This is a genomic window from Petrotoga sp. 9PW.55.5.1 (assembly GCF_003265365.1).
Lineage (GTDB): Bacteria > Thermotogota > Thermotogae > Petrotogales > Petrotogaceae > Petrotoga.
Genome location: NZ_AUPM01000037.1, coordinates 1 through 20,583, shown reverse-complemented (window position 1 = coordinate 20,583; position 20,583 = coordinate 1). Strand labels below are relative to the sequence as shown.

Annotated in this window: 17 protein-coding genes, 1 tRNA gene and 1 pseudogene; 8 read left to right on the top strand and 11 right to left on the bottom strand. The window is 31.1% G+C overall.

Features of this window, described 5'->3' with window-relative positions:
* Positions 1-16: 16 nt before the first annotated feature.
* The 8 genes from PW5551_RS05530 to PW5551_RS05495 all read right to left on the bottom strand — a co-directional run bounded on the left by PW5551_RS05530 (position 17) and on the right by PW5551_RS05495 (position 7,627).
* The gene (locus PW5551_RS05530) at positions 17-826 is read right to left on the bottom strand and encodes a thermonuclease family protein (RefSeq protein WP_113074798.1); all 810 of its coding nucleotides are present in this window, start codon (positions 824-826) and stop codon (positions 17-19) included.
* The gene (locus PW5551_RS05525) at positions 823-2,322 is read right to left on the bottom strand and encodes a YifB family Mg chelatase-like AAA ATPase (protein ID WP_113074797.1); all 1,500 of its coding nucleotides are present in this window, start codon (positions 2,320-2,322) and stop codon (positions 823-825) included. The genes PW5551_RS05530 and PW5551_RS05525 overlap by 4 nt, the downstream gene beginning before the upstream one ends.
* A gap of 28 nt (positions 2,323-2,350) precedes the next feature.
* The gene (locus tag PW5551_RS05520; RefSeq protein WP_113074796.1) at positions 2,351-3,487 is read right to left on the bottom strand and encodes a sugar MFS transporter; all 1,137 of its coding nucleotides are present in this window, start codon (positions 3,485-3,487) and stop codon (positions 2,351-2,353) included.
* A gap of 5 nt (positions 3,488-3,492) precedes the next feature.
* Positions 3,493-4,158 carry an endonuclease V gene (nfi, locus tag PW5551_RS05515; protein WP_113074795.1) on the bottom strand — a complete coding sequence of 222 codons (666 nt, stop codon included), beginning with the start codon at positions 4,156-4,158 and terminating at the stop codon, positions 3,493-3,495.
* Positions 4,136-4,636 carry a 2-C-methyl-D-erythritol 2,4-cyclodiphosphate synthase gene (gene ispF / locus PW5551_RS05510; RefSeq protein WP_113074794.1) on the bottom strand — a complete coding sequence of 167 codons (501 nt, stop codon included), beginning with the start codon at positions 4,634-4,636 and terminating at the stop codon, positions 4,136-4,138. Before ispF ends, nfi begins: the two co-directional genes overlap by 23 nt.
* Positions 4,637-4,639: 3 nt before the next feature.
* Complete coding sequence (gene dnaN, locus PW5551_RS05505; RefSeq protein ID WP_113074793.1) at positions 4,640-5,752, bottom strand: DNA polymerase III subunit beta; 1,113 nt, start codon at positions 5,750-5,752, stop codon at positions 4,640-4,642.
* 101 nt (positions 5,753-5,853) lie between these two features.
* Positions 5,854-6,732: an AEC family transporter gene (locus tag PW5551_RS05500; RefSeq protein WP_113074792.1), complete on the bottom strand. Its 879-nt coding sequence runs from the start codon at positions 6,730-6,732 to the stop codon at positions 5,854-5,856.
* A gap of 4 nt (positions 6,733-6,736) precedes the next feature.
* Positions 6,737-7,627, bottom strand: a complete 891-nt coding sequence (locus tag PW5551_RS05495) for an acetamidase/formamidase family protein (RefSeq protein WP_113074791.1) — start codon at positions 7,625-7,627, stop codon at positions 6,737-6,739.
* A gap of 174 nt (positions 7,628-7,801) precedes the next feature.
* Here PW5551_RS05495 and PW5551_RS05490 point away from each other — a divergent pair, with 174 nt between their 5' ends.
* The 5 genes from PW5551_RS05490 to PW5551_RS05470 all read left to right on the top strand — a co-directional run bounded on the left by PW5551_RS05490 (position 7,802) and on the right by PW5551_RS05470 (position 14,861).
* Positions 7,802-9,871, top strand: a complete 2,070-nt coding sequence (locus tag PW5551_RS05490) for a bifunctional diguanylate cyclase/phosphodiesterase (RefSeq protein WP_113074790.1) — start codon at positions 7,802-7,804, stop codon at positions 9,869-9,871.
* A complete protein-coding gene (locus PW5551_RS05485) occupies positions 9,855-10,829 on the top strand; it encodes an ExsB family protein (RefSeq protein ID WP_113074789.1) in 975 nt (324 codons plus the stop codon). Before PW5551_RS05490 ends, PW5551_RS05485 begins: the two co-directional genes overlap by 17 nt.
* Before the next feature lie 236 nt (positions 10,830-11,065).
* On the top strand, positions 11,066-12,175 hold the full coding sequence (locus tag PW5551_RS05480; RefSeq protein ID WP_113074788.1) for a sensor domain-containing diguanylate cyclase: 1,110 nt from the start codon (positions 11,066-11,068) through the stop codon (positions 12,173-12,175).
* Between the two features lie 81 nt (positions 12,176-12,256).
* Positions 12,257-13,600 (top strand): GntP family permease, encoded by a 1,344-nt coding sequence (locus PW5551_RS05475; RefSeq protein ID WP_113074787.1) that lies wholly within the window; start codon positions 12,257-12,259, stop codon positions 13,598-13,600.
* A gap of 4 nt (positions 13,601-13,604) precedes the next feature.
* Positions 13,605-14,861, top strand: coding sequence for a glycerate kinase (locus PW5551_RS05470; protein WP_370445916.1), 1,257 nt, complete (start codon positions 13,605-13,607; stop codon positions 14,859-14,861).
* Here PW5551_RS05470 and PW5551_RS05465 read toward each other — a convergent pair.
* From PW5551_RS05465 to PW5551_RS05455, 3 genes are all read right to left on the bottom strand, one after another.
* Positions 14,838-15,494 carry a CoA pyrophosphatase gene (locus tag PW5551_RS05465; RefSeq protein WP_233488449.1) on the bottom strand — a complete coding sequence of 219 codons (657 nt, stop codon included), beginning with the start codon at positions 15,492-15,494 and terminating at the stop codon, positions 14,838-14,840. The genes PW5551_RS05470 and PW5551_RS05465 overlap by 24 nt on opposite strands.
* Positions 15,478-16,425 (bottom strand): GAF domain-containing protein, encoded by a 948-nt coding sequence (locus tag PW5551_RS05460; protein WP_113074785.1) that lies wholly within the window; start codon positions 16,423-16,425, stop codon positions 15,478-15,480. Before PW5551_RS05460 ends, PW5551_RS05465 begins: the two co-directional genes overlap by 17 nt.
* A 114-nt stretch (positions 16,426-16,539) precedes the next feature.
* A tRNA-Leu gene (locus PW5551_RS05455) sits at positions 16,540-16,627 on the bottom strand.
* A 218-nt stretch (positions 16,628-16,845) separates the two neighbouring features.
* On the opposite strand from PW5551_RS05455, the gene PW5551_RS05450 reads away from it, so the two are divergent.
* The 3 genes and pseudogenes from PW5551_RS05450 to PW5551_RS10820 all read left to right on the top strand — a co-directional run bounded on the left by PW5551_RS05450 (position 16,846) and on the right by PW5551_RS10820 (position 20,258).
* A complete protein-coding gene (locus PW5551_RS05450) occupies positions 16,846-18,015 on the top strand; it encodes a type III PLP-dependent enzyme (RefSeq protein WP_113074784.1) in 1,170 nt (389 codons plus the stop codon).
* A gap of 389 nt (positions 18,016-18,404) precedes the next feature.
* Positions 18,405-19,253: pseudogene (locus PW5551_RS10825) on the top strand (S-adenosyl-l-methionine hydroxide adenosyltransferase family protein); the annotation flags it as partial.
* Positions 19,239-20,258 carry a tyrosine-protein phosphatase gene (locus PW5551_RS10820; protein WP_370445917.1) on the top strand — a complete coding sequence of 340 codons (1,020 nt, stop codon included), beginning with the start codon at positions 19,239-19,241 and terminating at the stop codon, positions 20,256-20,258. The pseudogene PW5551_RS10825 and the gene PW5551_RS10820, both read left to right, overlap by 15 nt.
* Positions 20,259-20,583: the final 325 nt, after the last annotated feature.

Genomic DNA, 20,583 nt, shown 5'->3' with positions numbered 1-20,583 from the left:
CGGGAAAGTTGATTTTTTATTTTATTTCAAAAGGCGCTCTTCCTAATATTTCATATTGATTTGTTTGATGATCTATCCATATTTCCCCATAAAACATTGCTTCTTTTCCTTTTAGATCGTATAAATTATATTCGTCAAAGAAAGCTTCAAACTCTTGCCTTCTAACCCCATAGTAAAATATTTCGTTCTCTGAAATTATTTTGTAAAAACCCGATTTTTCAAGCTTCACATCTTTTACCTTGGTTTTTACCCATCTTATCTTTCCCACGTCTTTTTTTGATAGTTCAGTTTCGTCAATTAAAATATTATCATCATCGTATTTTTCAAAGATACCTCTTCTGTTTTCATATGCATAGGTATAAGCTTCAACAAAGACATCCTGCCATTTTGAAGTATCTTCATAAAATAGGGGTCTTGCAAGGCCTTCTTTCAATATTTCTTCGTTTAAAAGAAGTAGATAACCTTCTTCATCTTCATAATAAACATATGCTAGGATCCTACCATAATTGTCGTACATATTTTCATCAAATTCCAGATATGCGTTTCTATTTGCTTCTTTTAGTAATTTGTTTTTAACAAACTGATAAGATTCATAACTATATTCTCCCATAGGTTTACTTCCTGATTTTGTTTCTGGGGCGTCTATTCCTATTAAACGTATATTGTTATCGTATTTAAAAGTAGAGATAGTATCACCATCAATTACAGACCTAATTTTTACTTGTTCTAACGATTCAACATCAGGAAATAAAATAGGTTCAATTGTATTAGAGTGTATAGTGGTAAGTAATAACAATATTAATAGGAGCGAAAATATCTTTTTCATACTATTTTACCGCCCCTATAGTTTAAAGCTTCAGATACGTGAGATAACTCGATATAATTTGATTCAAAACTATCTGCTATTGTACGTGAGATTCTTATTATTCTATTTACTGATCTTGCTGTTAATTTTAAATTATTCGCAGCCTGTCTTAGGAAATTCTCCGCTTTTTCTGAAAGGTTAGCATGTTTTTTTAACTCTTTATTTGTGAGTTTTCCATTCAATTTATTTTGCCTTTTTATCTGTATTTGAAAAGTTTTTGAAACCCTTTCTTTTATTTCTTCTGAACTTTCTCCTTCTTCTTTAGACATGAGTTCGTCTATCTTCACCCTTGGGATATCTATTCTAAGGTCTATCCTGTCTAAGATAGGTCCAGATATCTTTCGGTTATAATTAAGAATCTGATTCATATTACAAGTACATTCTATCTCTTTATCGCCATAATATCCACAAGGACATGGATTTTGTGAGGCTATGAGCATGAATTTTGCTGGATAATTTGCAACAGATTTTGCCCTAGTTACGGTTACTTCTCCGTCTTCTAGAGGTTGTCTTAAGGATTCTATTACATCTGTTCGGTATTCTGGAAATTCATCCATGAATAAAACACCATTATGAGCCAGACTTATCTCACCGGGTTTTGGTACGGCTCCTCCTCCTATTATAGAAGCAGAAGAGGCTGTGTGATGTGGAGATCTAAAGGGTCTTTTTTCGATTATCATGTTCATATACCCAGCAACAGAATAAATCATGGTTGACTCTATTATCTCTTGCTTTGTCATATCGGGTAATATAGTAGGTAACCTTTTGGCTATCATAGTTTTTCCAGAGCCCGGGGTTCCCCTCATTAATACATTGTGAAAACCGCTAGCCGCTATTTCAATTCCTCTTTTTGCAAAAAGTTGACCCCTTATTTCTTTAAAATCAAGATTATATGAATCATATGCAGGTTTTTCATAATTTGGAGAATAACTATCAAAAAGATTGATTGATATGTTTTCAATGTCTTTTAAATTATCGACAACTAGGACATCTTTTTTATTTACAAAGGCGCTTTCCCCTTCGTTTCCGCGGGGGATAATGAACTTTGCGTTTTTATCTCTTTCTTTTATATACATCAAAAAAAGAGCTATACCCGAAACTGGTCTCACATCACCGTTTAATCCTAACTCCCCGAAAATATAATAATTGCTGTTTAATTCTTTTATTTGTTGTGAAGCTTCAAGAAGTGAAACTGCTATTGGAAGGTCGAAATGTGATCCGTCTTTTCTTAAAGAAGTTGGTGAAAGATTGGAAACTATTGAACCATTCGGCAGAGAAAAACCCACGTTCCTTATGGCACTCATAACCCTTTTTTCACTTTCCAAAACGGCGGTGGAAGGCATTCCGACTATTTTGAATGTTTGTTGAGTGGAACGAGAGTTTATGTCTATTTCTACCAAAATATCTTCAACTTTGAAACCATTTATACATCCTGTTTTAATCTTGGAATATTTCATATTTTTCCCCTTTTAAAATAATATGTGGTTAGGATTCGGGAACCTGCTCAAGTGCCAATCGATGGTTAATAATAATCATCATACTAAAAGTTAAAAAAGGGATTGCATAGGCTATGTTGAAATTTATATCGCCAATTATACCCATAGAGGTTGCAATTATCATCGCACCAATACCTGTAGAACCAAAGGCAAGTCCATTATACATTCCTAAGATTCTTTTTGGCAAATGTTGATTAGTATATTTTTGAATGCTTGGAAAGATTGGAGATAAACTGAATCCTATGAATAGAAAAAAGATATAATTTTGGAAAATTAAGAGAAGCGCCACACTTACAATCAAAGAGATTGAAAAATATAGTATAGTTCCTAACTCTGTTAATTTTTGATTTAAAAATTCCGTAATAGCTCGTCCAAAAGTAAAAACTATCCAAAATAAACTAATAATAATTGAAGAGACCTCTTTAGAGTAATTAAATACATCATGAAATAAGTTTGCACTCCATGTTATTATTCCAATCTCTGTTCCTGAATATAATAAGAATATAAGCAGGGATAGATAGACAAATTTTCTTCTTATTATGCCTACTGCTTCTTTTAATTTAATACTTTCATATTTAATATTTTGTATGGGTTTAAATATTATTGTAATGATGTAAAGTGCTAAACCTAAAATAAGATGAACAAAATATACGAATCTAAAATCAAAATTAAACGTTAGAAATAAGCTTACAATCAAAGGACCAATAATACCCCCTATACCAAAACTAGCGTTTAAAAAACCGAAGTTTTGGTAATTTCTATCAAGGTGAGAGTATGCAGAGGTTAAAGTCATAAAAGTAGCTCCTGTTGCTAACCCAAGTAGAAATACTGCGGTTATTATCAATATAAAATTAGCTGCCGTTGCAAAAGTAATTAAACCAACGATTTGAAGAGTCATAGCCCCTATTAAGAAAGTCTTATAACCAATTTGAGAAATAAAAAAACTTCCAATAAAATTTGAAATCATAGTTCCTAAAGTGCTTATAAACGGCAAAGCTGAAGAGATAGCAACCGATACAGAGAACCTTTCTTGAATAGAAGTCATAAGAGGAGCAAGAGAATTCATAACCATAGAATAAATGATCATTGTTAAGTAAATAAAAGTTCTAACATTTTTTTGTTTCAACAGTGTCACCTCTGTTTTAAGTACTGGCTGTATAAGTGAGCCTGTCTTGTTATTTCAGGTACCTTATATTTTAGTGTGAAGTGTAGGCTAAATTCTAGGGTATTATTAAAATCAACTCTATTTCCAGGAGATACAAAAACAGGTTTTACATTGTCTTTTGTTCTTAAGACTATGCCTATTTTTTCCTTGTTATGATATAAGTAAGAGTAATTTCCTTTTTCTTTACTGGGTTCAGTGTAATTTCCAACTAATTTAGATTTTGCTATTCCTATTGTAGGTTTTTCGATGAAAAATGAGGCGTGGGTAGCTATTCCCATTCTTCTTGGATGTGCTAATCCTTGGCCATCAAAGAAAACAATATCTGGATCTATCTGCAGTTTTTTCCACGCTTTTAGAAATATTGGCAATTCACGAAAAGCAAGTAAACCTGGAATGTAGCGGAAAGTTATTTTATCAATAGTATAAGTAACATCAATTAAAGATAATTTATCATAATCCATCGTAACTATTACAGCTATGGCTTCATCTTTTTTAAAAGATAAATCCACACCACTTACTATCTTAGGGTTGCCCTTAAAGGGAGTTATTTCAATGTATTGAGCTAATTGATTCTGTAACTTAACCATCTCTTTTGGGGATAGATCAAAATCATGAATCATTTTGTAATTCAACTACATCACCTAAAATAGTACAGTAGACTTCAATACCTTTATCCTCCCCACCTACTCCTAAGCCGTTTCCACTTTTTCCTTTTAAATTTATTTTTTGGGGATTTAAATTTAATATCTTAGATAAATTGTTTTTTATATTTTCAGCAATTGGTATGATCTTTACACTTTTAGATATAACAACTGAATCGATGTTATTTAAATTAATTTTGTACTTTTTATTTATCATATCCCATGTTCTTTTTAGAAGAACTCCACTGTTTATATTTTTAAATTCATAGGTTTCTGGGAAGTATTCACCAATAGATCCCATAGAACACATTCCTAACAAAGCATCTATTATACAATGAAAAAAAACATCACCATCTGAATGGCCTGCTAAACCCCAACCATCTGTGTGATATATCTCGACTCCGCCAAGAATTAATTTTCTATTTTCAACGAAGGGGTGAACATCATATCCCAAACCTATTCGCAACATAATTCAAGCTTTCCTTTTAGGCATCACTATGTACATATAACTGTTATCTTCAAGAGGTTTTAAAATCGTTGGAGTTTCTTCACCAGATATATTAAATTCAAACTCAACAGTTTCTATTTTTTCCAAAGCCTCTCTGAAAAATCTTGGAGAGTAGGCAATTTCAATATTTCCGCCTTCTTGATCTATTTCAATTTCTTCTCTTGCCTCTCCAACTTCCGGTGAACTCGCATAAAATCTGATAACTCCGTCTTGTATGTTTAGCAGAGTATATTCATCACGTCCTGCAGTTATTGACATCCTTTTCATGATAAATAAAAAATCAGAGGTTTTAGCTTTAATTTTTGTTAAAAAACTTTTTGGCATTATTTGTAAGTAGTCTGGAAATTCCGAGTCTATAATGTTGAAAATCAATTCATTATTGTCATCTTCAAAGTTAAAAAGTATTTGAGAGTCGGCTTGAATTATTTTAATCTTTTCTGTTTTTGCAGTTGAAATAATAGTTTTCAACTCTTCCATACTTTTAAGGGATAAAAGAAATGAAGATAGTCTGTTATCGTCCTCTAACTTCTTTTCAGAAAGACCTAATCTAAAACTATCAGTTGCTACTAAATTCAAAAATCCACCTTTACGAAAGTCCCAGTAAACAGCGTTTAAATTTTTAGATAAGCTATTTGCTTCTTTCAATGCACAGAACATAACCTTTTCCATCATTTCTGAGAGAGTGACTCTGTCGATAGAAGTATCACTTCCAGTAACATCAAATGTTAATGATGGAAATTCATCCGGGTCCATGGTAGGTAAACGAAAAGTCGAATTCCCAGAAGAAATTTTTAATACTCCATCCAAAGTCAGTTTTACTGTTTCAGAGTTTAAGTTAGATAATACTTCAAAAAATATTCTTTGTTCAACAACTGTAGAAAAAGGGCCATCATTATTTTTAACTTTTAAAAACTTATGAAATCCAGTTTGTAAATCTGTTGCATAGATATGCAAAAAATCTTCTTCAACTGATAATTTGACACCTCTTAATATTGGATTTGTTGTTTTCCTTGAAACTGCATTATTTGTTAGTTCTACAGCATGCCTTAGAACTTGTGTTTCAATTTCAAAAGACATTATCTATTCCTCCTTTAGGAAGAGCTAAAAGCCCATTAATTAAATTTTACACTAAAAAGTTAATAATATCAAGAAAGAATATATTGATTTCAAGTTTCTGGTCAAAATCCAATTATCGCTGTTACCGAAAAAACAATAATAAAAGAAATAAGAGTTGTTAAACTGACATAACTACTAGCAAGTTCAGAATCATATTTGTTTTTAACAGAGTATACTATTACCATCATAGCACTTGGCATTAAAGGGGACAAAAAAAGAGATATTCTCTCAAGACTTGAATCTACAGGTATCAATAAAGTAAATAATGAAATAATAAATCCCAGTGAGTATTTTGCAAGAACTGATAAAGAAAGAATCTTTTTGTGAGTTTTAAGTGAAAATATATTAAAATAGAATCCTACTAAAAACATTATTAGAAAGTTGTTTGCGTTCTTTATTAACATCATCGGTGACAAAATAACCTCGGGTAAATTTATACCATTAAGTATAAAAGCTAAAAGTAAAGCTATAAAAGGTGGAAACTTAAACAAGTCCTTTATATTGAACTTTCCACCTTTACCCTCAGCCACAGATTTTCCTACGCCAAAAGTCAGAAAACTGTTTCCAAAATCATATAAGGCAAAATATTTTATTGACTCTATTCCCCATAACATCTCTGCCAAGGGATACATAAACAAACCAATATTTAAGCCCGTAAAAGACAAAAGCATTACTGTTTCGATATTTGGATCTTTTATTTTTAATAAGCTTATTAATAGTTTTCCCCCAAAAAATATTAACAATCCTCCAAAGAAGCCAATTAGTATAAAAAAGAGCTTTGAAATATCGATCTTAGATGATGAAATTCCAATAAAAATTGTCATAGGAAGTGTGAAATTAATAATTAAGAAACTAATTGTACTACCGGTATTCTCGGGTAAAAACTTTTTTGAAATATTGCCAAGAACTGCAATTATTATAAAATTTATTAATGCTGACACTAATCTATTCTCCTTTTCTTGATAGGATTTCTAAAGGTAGTTCCATTCTTACAGTTTTTAGAGGATCCACCACTTGACAGATTCTTAAATCTCCAGTAGCGCTGAGTAAGAACATCGCTTTTTCTTTCGTAAAATAATATTCTGCTTCAAGATATTCTACCATGTTTTTTGTGGCTGAAAAAGCGGCTTCATCTAAAGTTTTTTTTGAAGCTATTGTAATAATTTTATCGTTTGTTTTTACCATGGGTAACTTCCAATTTTTGTTTTTTATAATATTAAAAGTTACCTCCACTTCTGCGGGTATTTCAACACCTGTGACACAAACTTCTCCATCCCCCATTATTGCATGAAGATCCCCAAGTGCAAACAAGGCGCCTTTAACATTTATAGGTAAATAAATTGTTGAACCTTCTTTAATAATTTTACAATCCATGTTTCCACCATGTTCACCTGGAGTCCCGCAAGGTATTTCTTTATCTTTAGGGGCAGTGCCAATAACTCCTATCATTGGCTCTATAGGGATTTCATAATCAAATAAATAAGCTTTGTTATTTTTTATGGGAACTATTTTTATATAGTTTTTTTCAAATTCGTTTCCCAATACTCCCATATCTTTACCTGTTAACATTACACCATAATCTCGTGTGATATTAATTTTTTCAATTTTTACTTCTAAAATATCTCCTATTTCCCCGTCTTCTATAAAGATTGGCCCAGTTGCTGGATTCACTCTATCCCAATTTATAGCTTCAAAAGGTTGATCTTCAAACGTTATTTCGTCACTTAAAGCATCCATGGTTTCTATAATTATTTTTTCTTTGGGTTTTACCTTAATTACAGGACTATTATTAGGAGAAAATAAATATATAGAATGTTCTTTTTCTAACTTTAGCAATTTTGATTACCTCCTATGAGTTATAATATGTTTTAAGTTAACTTTTAAATTATTTTATTATTATTATCTTTACATTAATTAGTTAAAATAAAAAAGATATTTCTATTTTACCATGAAAATTTAAATAATATTTTAAAGTATGATTAGGGAGATTTCTAAAAGGCGGGATAATTTGTGGAATTGAATAATAAATTGATGAATGAGATGTTGGATATGTATGAATCTTCTTCGGAAATGTATTCTGGAGCTGTTATTCGAGTAGACTTATCAAACGATCAAATTTTATACTCGTCAAATTTTAAGCAAATTGCGGGTTTAGGTAAAGATGAACTCCCAAAAAATTTGGAAGAACTGGAAAGATTATTAGGGAAAGATTTTAAAAAGTTATCAGATAAATTTTATAACGAAGATTATGAAACAATCTGGACTTTAAAAATAAATTTAAAAAAAGAAGTCAATAATACTTTTGAGTTAGTTGGAAAAAAGAAAAGAAAAGATAATAATGATATTATTTATCTTTTGATTCGCAACTTAAATCAACATTACGGAATTATGAGCCCCGAAACTTTTTTCCCGAAGGATTTATTTGATAATTCCCCTCAAGCTATAGTTATTACTGATAAGAATAATAAGGTATTGAGGGTTAATAAAGCGTTTACTGATATATTGGGTTATTCTGCTGAGGAAATAATTGGGGAAGAACCTCATTTTTGGGCTTCTTCTATGCATGATAAGTCTTTTTATGAGGAAATGTGGTATGAACTCAAAACCAAAGGTTTTTGGAGTGGAAAAATAATAGATAAGAGAAAAAATGGAGAGGTCGTATTCTTGTATTCAAATATCTTTGAAATAAAAGGTAATGGTGGGAAATTAATTGGTTATATTGCTATTAATTCAGATATTACCAATAATATAAAAAAAGAGCAAGAAATAGAAAAAATTATTAGACATGATTCAATTACCGGATTGCCAAACGCAAAATATTTATTTGAGAAATTAGAAAATGTTTTTTCTAAAGATAATGAAGATAAACAATATGTTTTGATGATTTTAAAAATAGAAGAGTTTAATGAATTATCAATTCTTTATGAATTTAAAATCATTAATATAATTTTGAAAGAGATATCAAAAAGAATCATAGATGTTGTCGAAAAAGAATATTTTGTTTCTAGAGTATCAGAAGATGAATTTGCAGTTTTTGGGTGTTTTGATACAACAGAAGATCTAGAAGAAATAGCTGAAAAGTTAAAGAATGAGGTTAAAAAGAACATAAAAATATTAGGAGAGAATATAAATTTAAAAGTAAATATTGGTATAAGTATCTATCCAAAAGATACTTCAAAACCAAATGATCTTTTGAATTTAGCAAGAATGGCTCTAAAAGGAGCTACAAACAATAGTATTACCTTTTATTCTCGTGATTTATCAAATATTCTTATAATTGAAAAAAATATTGAAAAAGAGGTTTATAAAGCCATAGAAGATGATAGATTATTGATACATTTGCAGCCTCAAATAGATACAAGGGATTATAAAATTATTGGAGCTGAAGCTTTAGTTAGACTGCATAAAAAAGATGGTAATATATTAACTCCAGCAGCTTTTTTAGATATTGCCAAGAAAAAGGGTTTTATCGAAAATATCGATAAACACATTCTTCTAAAGACATCAAAGTTTATTAATGAAGAAAAGAATGTGTTGGATGAAAAGCTTAGAATTTATTTTAACATTTCAAGGGACTCTTTTGAGAGAAAAGATATAATTTCTAGAATTGAAAAAATTTTAAAATATTACGATATAGATACATCTTATTTGGGGATCGAACTTACTGAAGATATATTTATAGATGATTTTTATGAAGCCAAAAAGAAAATTCATGCTTTAAAAGAACTGGGTTTAAAAATCACTCTTGATGATTTTGGAACAGGTTTTTCCTCACTTTCTTATCTTAACAAGTTAGAAATAGATAAGATAAAAATTGATAAAAGTTTTATAGATGATATTTTAGAAAACGATGCTTCAAAAAGGCTGGTTTCTAGTATTATTTCAATGTCTAATGATTTGGGGCTTGAGGTCATCGCAGAAGGGGTTGAAAATGAAAGTCAACTTCAGTTTTTAAACGATAAAGGATGTCATGAAGTTCAAGGGTATTATTTTAGCAAACCCTTACCAATTAAAGAATTTAAAGAGTATTTGAAACTGAAAAAAGTAGCTATAGGGGAGAAAAATGGGTTCACTAATTGAAGAAAAAATAAACGTTATAAAACAAGAAATGAAGGAAATAATAGGAAATAAACATTTATATATAGCTTTCTCTGGGGGAATGGATAGTACAGTAGTTGCCTTATTAGCAAAAGATGTCTTACCAAGAAATAGAATTACTCTGGTGAACGTATGCTTTGGAGGATATTCTTATTCAAAAGGGTTAGAAGCTGTTTTACTTCTTTCTAGAAAGTTAAGACTTAAACTTTTTTTTACTCGTGGGGAAGAAGAGCAAGAAAAGATAATGTACCATGGTCCAAATTGCAATCAATGTACAAGAATAGTAAAAATTGGAAAAGTCAAAGAATTTTCTTATAAAGGGATCATAGCTTCTGGAGCAAATTTATCTGATTCATGGGGGAATACGGGAGTAAAATTCTTAGATGGAATATATTCTCCAATATTAAATTTAAACAAAAAAGAGATAAAAGAGATATTAGATTATTATGGATTCTCTATTCCAAAAATTGGAGAAAATGTGGTAAGAGAAGGATGTAAATATAAACATCTGTTGAAAATGTCTGTAAATAAAAATTATCACTCTCGTGCAGATGTTATTGCTAACGAAGTTATACACGATATTTTAGATTTTTATAATGTTCAAAGAGAAATTGCAAATGTGAAAATTATAGGACCTCTTTCTAAGAATATAGCGTTAGTAAACGTTAAACCTTTACCTGACAAAGAAATTTTAAATAAAATAAAAAAAATTCTTGAGAAAGAGGAAAGTATAAATTCAGTTGATATAGTAGATGCGCCTTTAAAACTTAAGATACTAGCTAATCCTGGAATTTATAACAACGAAGATTCAAAGTATTGGATTTTGAATGGAAGACTAGCTCCTGAATTTGCAACGCCTATTAGCGCTGAATGGTTAAAAAGTTCTAACAATAAATTATGGACATTTGCTGTGGTGGATTATAAAAAATCACCGATCTAGAAAATTGATTAGACCCGTGATTTTTACATTTTTATATTTATCTTTTTAACCTTTCAGGAATTTCAACATCTGAGGTTGTTTCTTTTCCCATATTTTGAGTCTCCTTTATGGTGGACAAAAATAATCTCATTTATATTATATCACAAATTTGAAAAAAATGATAAAGAAATGTGGTATAATGAAATCTTTTAGATTTTGAATCGATTATATAAAATATATTTTGAGGTGGTGAAACTATGACAATATTACTTCTTTCCCATATCCTTTTAATATTTGTTTTGGTTTATGTTTTTTATAATGGGATAAAAAAGGCAATTTATGTTCGAAGAATTCCAAACATAGATAATAAACCACCTGCTTTCAGACCTCCTAACCCAAAGCTTGTAGTAAGAAATAGATTAAAAAACTCTTTACTTGAAACAGCACTTTTTTGTTTAGAAAACGAAATGGATCAAAATGAAGTTCTTAAGATGTTTATCGAGGAAATTCCAAAATTTTTAAAGGCTGATTCTTGGAGTTTTCTACTTACTCCAAAGGATGAAAAATGGAAATTTTTATTCTGGGCAAAAGAAATAGATTTTTTGCCCTTAGAAGAGATAGCCGAATCTCTAAAAAAAGATGGCAAAAATATATACCAAGTTATTGATTCTAAAGAGCTTTTATATATTAAAAATGTCGAAAAAACGAGATTATGGTCTGATAAAAATTATATTACTGTTACCTGGCTGGGTGTTCCAATAAAAATGGAAGACGAGATTATAGGTATTCTAAATTTAGACTGGTTTAAGAAGAAAAGATTATCAAAAATGGAAAAGGAATTAGTGAAAAGTTTAATAGAAGATATGGAAAGAATTTTAAAGACTGTATTTTCTTTGAACGAATTATTTTTAAATTCAAACGTTGATATCTTAACTGGCGCGTATAATAGAAAGGCTCTTGAGAAGTATATATCAAAAAATGAAAGTCCAAATAAGACAAAAATGGTACTTTTTATTGATATAGATAATTTTAAGCAAGTTAATGACAATTTTGGTCATGCAATTGGTGATGAAGTTTTAAAAGTTATAGTAAAAAGAATTAAGAATGTGATAAGTTCTGAAGATTTAATTTTCAGGTATGGTGGAGATGAATTTGTTATAATTATTGAGAAGATTGAAAAAGATTTAAATATGGAAAGTATCAAACAAAGGGTTAAATTGAATGTAAGTAATCCTATTGTTATTGAGGATAAATCTATAATTACATCTCTCAGCCTAGGTTATAGTTTAGTTCCTGATGAAACATCAGATTTAAAGAAAGCTATTGAACTAGCCGATAAAAGGATGTATAAAGAAAAATCTCTTTAAATTTATACTGCTAATTAGCAAAAAGTCCAAAGGGAGAAAATTCATTTCTAAATTTACTATTATAAGAAGGGGGTTTTGTGAATGGGAATTTGGTTAATAGTTTTATTAATTTTGTCTGTTGTTTTTATTATTTTCTCAACTGCTAAATTAACTCTTCATCCTTTTTTGGTTTTGCTTTTTACAGCTGTATTATTCGGTATATTTTCTGGTATGAGTTTAACAGATATTGTTGGTTCTATTACTGGTGGATTTGGTGGAACTTTAGGAAGTATAGGGATAGTTATAGCTGCGGGTACTATTATAGGAACCTTTCTTGAGAAATCTGGCGGGGCGTTTAAGATGGCTGAAGCTACACTAAAATTAACAGGAGAAAAAAGAGTGCCTTTGGCTATGGCTATTATTGGATATATTGTTTCTATTCCTGTCTTTTGTGATTCAGGATTCGTTATTCTCTCCCCTTTGAATAAGGCGATTACAAAGAAAGCAAAGTTTTCCCTAGCAGCAACAGGGCTTGCTTTAAGTTTGGGATTATATGCAACTCATACGATGGTTCCCCCTACACCTGGTCCTATAGCTGCGGCTGGTATTTTAGGGGCAGATTTAGGATTAGTTATTTTAATTGGACTAATAGTTTCTATCCCTTCTATGCTTGTAGGTGTTCTATACGCAAGTAGAATGGGAAAAAGAATTTATATTGAACCAGAACCCGAGTTGAATGAAAAAGAAATAGAAGAAAGGACAAAAAAGGCCCCTTCTACTTTTAAATCTTTTATGCCAATAGTAGTTCCAATTATTTTAATACTTTTAAAATCAATTTCTGATTTTCCAACAAGTCCATTTGGAGATGGAGCTGTTAAAGCTTTTTTTGGTTTTATTGGTAATCCAGTAATTGCATTATTAATAGGCATATTGATAGCTTTTACGCTACCCAAAAAGCTAGATAAAAAAATGCTTTCTTCTAGCGGATGGGTTGGAGAAGGATTAATGAACGCAGCTTCAATTATTTTAATTACAGGTGCTGGAGGAGCTTTTGGGAGAATTCTTCAAAATTCTGGAATTGCAGACGTTTTAGGAGAAAGTCTGGTTACTGCGAATTTGGGCATATGGTTACCTTTTATTGTTGCTGCCGTACTAAAATCTGCTCAAGGTTCTTCCACAGTTGCTATTATAACAACAGCATCATTGATGGCTCCTCTTATGGGATCTTTGGGATTAACAAATCCTGCATCTATTGCTCTGTCGGTAGTAGCTATTGGTGCTGGTTCAATGGTTGTTTCACATGCTAATGATAGTTATTTTTGGGTTGTTTCCCAATTTTCTAAGATGAGTGTAAATCAAGCGTACAAACTTCAAACGATAGGTACGTTAATAGAAGGATTTACCGCTGCAGTTGTAATATGGATAATTAGTTTAATACTGTTATAAGGAGTTGTTTTTCTTGAGAAATTTACGAGAAGATGCTTTTAAAATTATAAATAAATCGATTGAATCCGTTTTGCCAGATAAGGCTGTCAAAGAAGAAGTTGAAAAATTAAATTTAAGTGGAAATGTATACTTAGTTGCTATTGGTAAAGCAGCATGGAGAATGGCAAAAGCGGCAAAAGATTTTCTTAAAGATAAAATAGAAGAAGGAATAGTTATAACAAAATACGGACATTCACAAGGGCAAATAGAGGGTCTAAAGATTTATGAGGCGGGACATCCTGTGCCAGATGAAAATACGATAAAAGCAACTGAAAAAGTTGTAGAATTAGTAAAAAAATTAAATGAAAAGGATACTCTTTTATTCTTAGTTTCAGGAGGAGGTTCCGCTCTTTTTGAACTTCCTGCAGAAGAAATAAGTTTGGAAGATCTAAAAAGAACCACAGATTTACTACTTAAATCAGGCGCAAATATTGTAGAAATAAATACCATAAGAAAGCATCTTTCTCAAGTTAAAGGTGGAAAATTTGCTAAGTTAGTAGAACCAGCAAAAATCTATTCGCTTGTTCTTTCGGATGTTTTAGGAGATAGGTTGGATAGTATAGCTTCTGGACCTGCCTATCCCGATTCAACGACAGTTCAGGATGTTGAAAGAATTGTTGAAAAGTATCGATTAAATCTACCCGAACACGTTATTAGTGCTTTAAAAAATGAAACTCCAAAAGAGTTGAATAATGTTGAAACAAGAATAGTAGGGAGTGTTTCAAGAGTTTGTGAAAATGCACAAGAAGTTGCTAAAAGTTTGGGTTACAGTACTTTGATTTTAACAACGACATTAGATTGTGAAGCAAAAGAGGCGGGATCATTCTTAGCTTCAATTGCCAAAGAAGTTAAAGAGAAAAATAGACCTTTAGAAAAACCATGTGCAATAATATTAGGTGGAGAAACCGTAGTCCATGTTAGAGGGAAAGGCATTGGTGGAAGAAACCAAGAATTAGCCCTATCAGCAGCTAGAGGAATATCAAATTATGAAGATGTTGTAATCGTTTCAGTGGGTACTGATGGAACGGATGGGCCAACAGATGCAGCCGGTGGAATAGTAGATGGTATGACGGTTCAAAGATTGGAAGAAAATGGAATAAATATAGAAGATGTGATTGATAATAACGACTCTTATCATGCTTTACAAAGTATTGATGGTTTGGTTATTACAGGACCTACTGGAACTAATGTAAATGATTTAACTTTTATTCTTTGCTGCTAATTTTAGTTTTTGGATGAATTCGTAAGTTAATCTAGCCGTAAGTCCCCATATAATATGGTCTTGATAGACATAAAAATAGACTGGGTACTTTCCGATCCTCCAATTGTAATCTTTCCCGTTGGGAATAAGTTCGTATGGGAAACCCTCATCTGTTTCATTTGTTAGATAAGTGTTGTGCTTTAATGGCTCGTGGGTTAGGAAATAATCTATTGGTACAGTAAATATTTTTTCTACTTCTTCATTAGGTTTTATTTTTTCAACATCTACATTTAAAAATCCTATATAAGAGTATATTAAATAATTGAAAGGAGTTAGCAGATAATCTGCTGCTCCTATTAATTCAATATTTTCTGGTTTTAGATTTAATTCTTCACAGCATTCTCTTATAGCAGCCTCTTTAGGAGTTTCGTTTTTTTCTATCTCTCCTCCTGGGAAAGAGACCTCTCCAGGTTGCCTTTCTAATTTTTTGGATCTTAACTCGTATAAAAGATGCAGTGATCTATCAATCTTTACTATGGAAATTAAGACTGAAAAACAATTTTCTACGCCAATAGGTTTAGGGGTATATGTGCTAAAAATTTTTTTAATTTCTTTTATATCCATATAATCACCATATTTACCAAAATCTTTCACTTAGTAACTTTGCAATAGCTTCTAAAAAATTACGATCATCGTTATCAAAAGGAGCTTTCTCATGACTGTCTATATCTATTTCTCCTACAATCTTTCCTTTTTTATCAAAAATAGGAACAACAATTTCAGATTGTGTTTTTGGACTGCAGGACAAGTAATTATCTTCTTTACTAACATCATCCACTACAAAAGTATTCTTCGTGCTTGCTGCCTGTCCACAAATACCCTGTCCGAATTTTATCTTGGAATGTTCGGTTGGTTCTCCCACGAATGGTCCTAATATAAGAGAATCAACTTCTGTGTTGTCAACTAAATAAAAACCCACCCAATTATAGTAACGAATTCTTTCAGCTAATAATTCACAAATTATCTGAAGAACTTCATTTTTGTCTTTATAATTTTTATCGGTAATAATTGTTTTTATTTTATCGTACAAGATCCAAAAATCAGCTCTCTTCTTATTTGGAGTTGTAGAAGTTATAAATTCTATTATCGCCTCTTCTATAACCTCTCTTGGATTTATATTATTTCTGTTGAAATACAAATATAAAATATCCACAGCAATTATAGTTCCTTTAAAGGAGTTTAAGTATAAATAAGGTTTATCACCCAAAAAAGCAGTCAAATAAACAGCGAAATCTCCTCTATTTAATTGAAACTTTTTGGAATTTTTTATCAAATTGTCTATAATATCTGCTTTTAAATCTTTTATAATATCTTGTTTATACCAAAAAGCTTTATCCAATTCTCTTCTACCGGTTTCCCTCAATTTTCTTATGATCTCTTCATCATTCAATTTTGTCACCTGAGAATATATCTCAACAAAATCAAGTGATTTTTTATAACATTTCCAAAAATCTTCCCATTTTTCTTTTGGATAAGTTAATATTTCAAAAAAGTTATCAGTAAAATCTCTAAAAACACTTCTCATTAAATTATCTTCCTCCCTTTTTTGTTAGAGACTTTTATGGAGATTATACCAAAATCACTTTACAAAAAATATAAAAAACCACCATCATTTTGTATAAGATCAGGTGGTTTAAGTTGGTGCCGAGGGCGGGACTTGAACCCGCACAGACTAAAAGCCCATAAGATCCTGAATCTTACGCGTCTACCAGTTCCGCCACCTCGGCATTGAATATTTCGTATTCAAAATGATTATACTACGAAAATGTGTTTTTGTAAACAGTTTATAGTCCTTTGAATAATGTAACTTTTCATAACTATATATTAACTAAATAAATGTTAGTGTGTTACCTAATAGGTATTAAATATTCCATTGAAAAATAGTAAAAAATAGATTGGATCGTAAATGAAACAACAAATATTAAACCCAGGGAGGTTGGATAAATTGGAATTAACGGAACTTATAAGAAGTGCAGCAAAGAAATTAGAAACCCCTTTTTTAGTAATAGATACGAATTATGTAAAAGAAAATTATAGTAAGCTTAGAAACTCAATAAAAAACGTAGAGATATTTTATGCAGTTAAAGCTAATTCACATATAAGTATACTAGAAACTTTAAGAGATTTGGGTTCTTCTTTTGATGTGGCATCTAAAGGTGAAATAATTAAATTAATGGATTTAGGGATTTCCACTAAAAAAATAAGCTTTGGTAACACTATTAAAAAAGAAGTGGATATAAAGTTTGCTTGGGATAATGGTGTAGAATATTTTGCAATCGATTCAGAGATGGAAGTTGAAAAAATAGCCAGAAATGCTCCGGGAGCTAAGGTTTATGGAAGACTATCGATGAGTTCTAATGATTCAGACTGGCCATTGTCTGGAAAATTTGGAACAGATGCAGATCATCTTATAGAAATATTAAAATATGCAAAAAGAAAAGGATTAAAACCTTATGGAGTATCTTTTCATGTAGGATCTCAATCTTATAACAAATACAAATGGAAAGAAGCAATTCTAAATGCTAGTGAAGTCTTTGAAAAACTTCATAAAGAAAAAATCGATCTAAAAATGTTGAATTTAGGCGGAGGAATACCTGTGAAACACACAAAACCTGTACCAGAAGTAGAAGAAATAGGAGAAATAATAAATGAATCAATTAATGAATATCTTGGTTGGGTAAAAGGGTTAAGAGTTTTGTCGGAACCTGGAAGATCTATGGTTGGAAATGCTGGTATAATAGCTTCAAGAGTGCTTTTAAGGAGTAGGAAAGGAACACAAAATTGGGTATTTTTGGATACAGGTGTTTTTCATGGTTTGATGGAAACTATTGAGAATTTTAGGTACGAGATAATGGTAGAAGGAAAAGAAAACGCTGAGACTATAAATATGACTTTAGCAGGACCTACCTGTGATAGCGTTGATACTATATACGATGAAGTAGAATTGCCTATAAATATAGAGTACAACGACATAGTGTATATTATGAATACAGGTGCCTACACTAGTGAATATGCAACGAATTTCAATGGTATAGAACCTATAAAAGTATATACAATAACAGAGTTAGAAAAATTAATTCAAGATGAATATGTCTTGGTAGAAGAAAAAATATAAATAAAGGCGCGGAAGCGCCTTTTTTTTCTAAATATAATTATATCAATATTAATTCATTTAAATTTTTTTAAATCAATTCACAGTAAATATGATCTAATGCGAAAAGTAACGACAACTTACAAAAAATGTTATAATATATTTAGTAAGATGTTAACTAAAGAATTTGTATGGGTTAAACCACATTCCGGTGATTATTTTAGCAATTTAGCCGACAAACTTGCAAAAAAACACTAACTGAGAAAAACTTCAAAGATTTGATTACCAAATATCTAATATAAATATCATTATTATATAAGGGGGTGCATTACATGTTAAAATGTCAAGGTTCTAAAAACTCAAGTTTTACAAAAGTTGTTGTTGCTTTGTTGGTCATTTTATCAACACTAAGCATGTTGTTTGCGGATGGGCGTCCAAATGCTTTACTTTTTTTAACTGATTTTGGCTTAAAAGATGGAGCCGTTTCTGCAATGAAAGGGGTAGCATTTGGAGTTGATCCCGATTTAAGAATGTTTGATGTTACTCATGATATTCCTGCGTTTAGTGTTTGGGAGGGCGCTTATCGTCTCAAACAAACAGTCGAGTACTGGCCTACAAACACAGTCTTTGTCTCTGTTGTAGACCCTGGAGTTGGTACTGAAAGAAATCCTATTGTATTAAAAACAAAGACGGGTTACTACTTAGTAGGACCTGATAATGGATTATTCAGCTTAGTAGCTGAAGATATGGGAATTGAAGAGGTAAGAATAATTGATGTAGAAAAAAATACATTGCCTGGCTCTGAGAAATCATATACTTTCCATGGAAGAGATATTTTTGCGTATGTTGGAGCAAGATTAGCTTCTGGACAAATCAAATTCGAAGATGTAGGACCTGTACTTGAAGGCGACATAGTCACGATACCTTACCAAAAACCTACTATCCAAGAAAATACGGTTATAGGAAATATTCCGGTATTAGACATCCAATATGGAAACGTATGGTCTAACATTCCTGACGAACTCTTTGAGATGTTAAATCCTCAGTATGGTGACCTATTTTATGTAGAAATCTTTGAAGATAATAATTTAGTTTTTGAAGGCGAAATGCCATTTGTCCGTAGTTTCGGGGATGTTCCTGAAGGAGATAACTTAATATATTATAATAGTCTGCTAAATGTATCTGTCGCCATAAACATGGATAATTTTTCTGAAATCTACGGTGTTTATTCTGGTCCAGAATGGACAATAAAATTAACAAAAATACTGTCAGAAGTTTCAGGAACTGTAAATCAAATCGATAAATATGGGAACGTAAGAACTGATATACCTGCAGAAGCTTTAACTAAAGAAGGGTTTGAAGTTGGAGACATCGTATTAATAAAAGCGAACAACCATCTCATCCAAGCACCTTTTGTCACCACTTATGGAGACGTTGATAGAGGGAAACCTTTAATCAGAATATCGGATAATTATTTAACATTAGCTATCAATTATGGGAATTTTGGTCAAACTTATGGTTTAGAAATCGGAGACCTTGTGACAATTCAACTAATAAAAAAAGGTGCCTACAAATCGGAACTAGAAATTCGTCATCTAGTAAAAACTAATAATAGGCAAGATTATGAAAGTGATGAAGTATTTGCAAATTTCCGTGAGGTAACTGTTGGAAAAATAGAAAAAGGAAAACTGTACAGATCTTCTCATCCATCTATCGATGATCCACGTTCACCTTATGCTAGCCAATTAATGGAAAAAGCTGGCATAAAAACAGTTATTAATTTATCAGATTCTCAAGAAGAATTACTAAACAATCTACCATATTCTGATTACTATAGATCAATATATGAAAAAGGTAATTTAATCGCTTTAAACATGGGAGTCGATCCAATGAGTGAAGATTTTGCTAACAAGTTAAGAGAAGGGCTGTTGTTTATGGTAGAAAAAGAACCCCCTTATTTAATACATTGTGTCGAAGGAAAAGATAGGGCTGGAATTACAGTTGCTTTACTCGAGGCAGTCATGGATGCGTCTGTTGAAGAAATTTATAAAGATTATGTCAAATCTTATGAAAACTACTTCCATGTAAAACCTGGTACCCCATCTTATGATGCAATTGAAAAAATAATAGCAGATCTATTCAAAGAAATAAACAACGGCAAACCAGTTGATGACTCAAATATAAAACAAGTTGCTATAAGATACCTCACAGAAAAAGTAGGGTTAACTCAAGAACAAATTGCACAACTTCAAGAAAAACTTAAATAGGAATACTTTATCTTATTTCCAACAAGCCCTCATTAACGAGGGCTTGTTTTTGTTTATTTAGCTATAACAAAAAAACGTTCGAATATAATTAATTAGCACCACAATTAACAACTAAATTTATCTTTCTCACCACATTTTTACACCCTTTAATAAGAAGAAAGATGTAGGATATGCAACTTATGATTTATGGGATTTAGGTGAGTTTAATCAAAAAAACAAATCAATTCACAATAAATTTCAAATAACTTCACTAAAAAGAAATTGACAAAAGGGAAAGAGATATGGTAATATATACAACGCTGGGGGTAAGGGGAAGGAAAAGCAA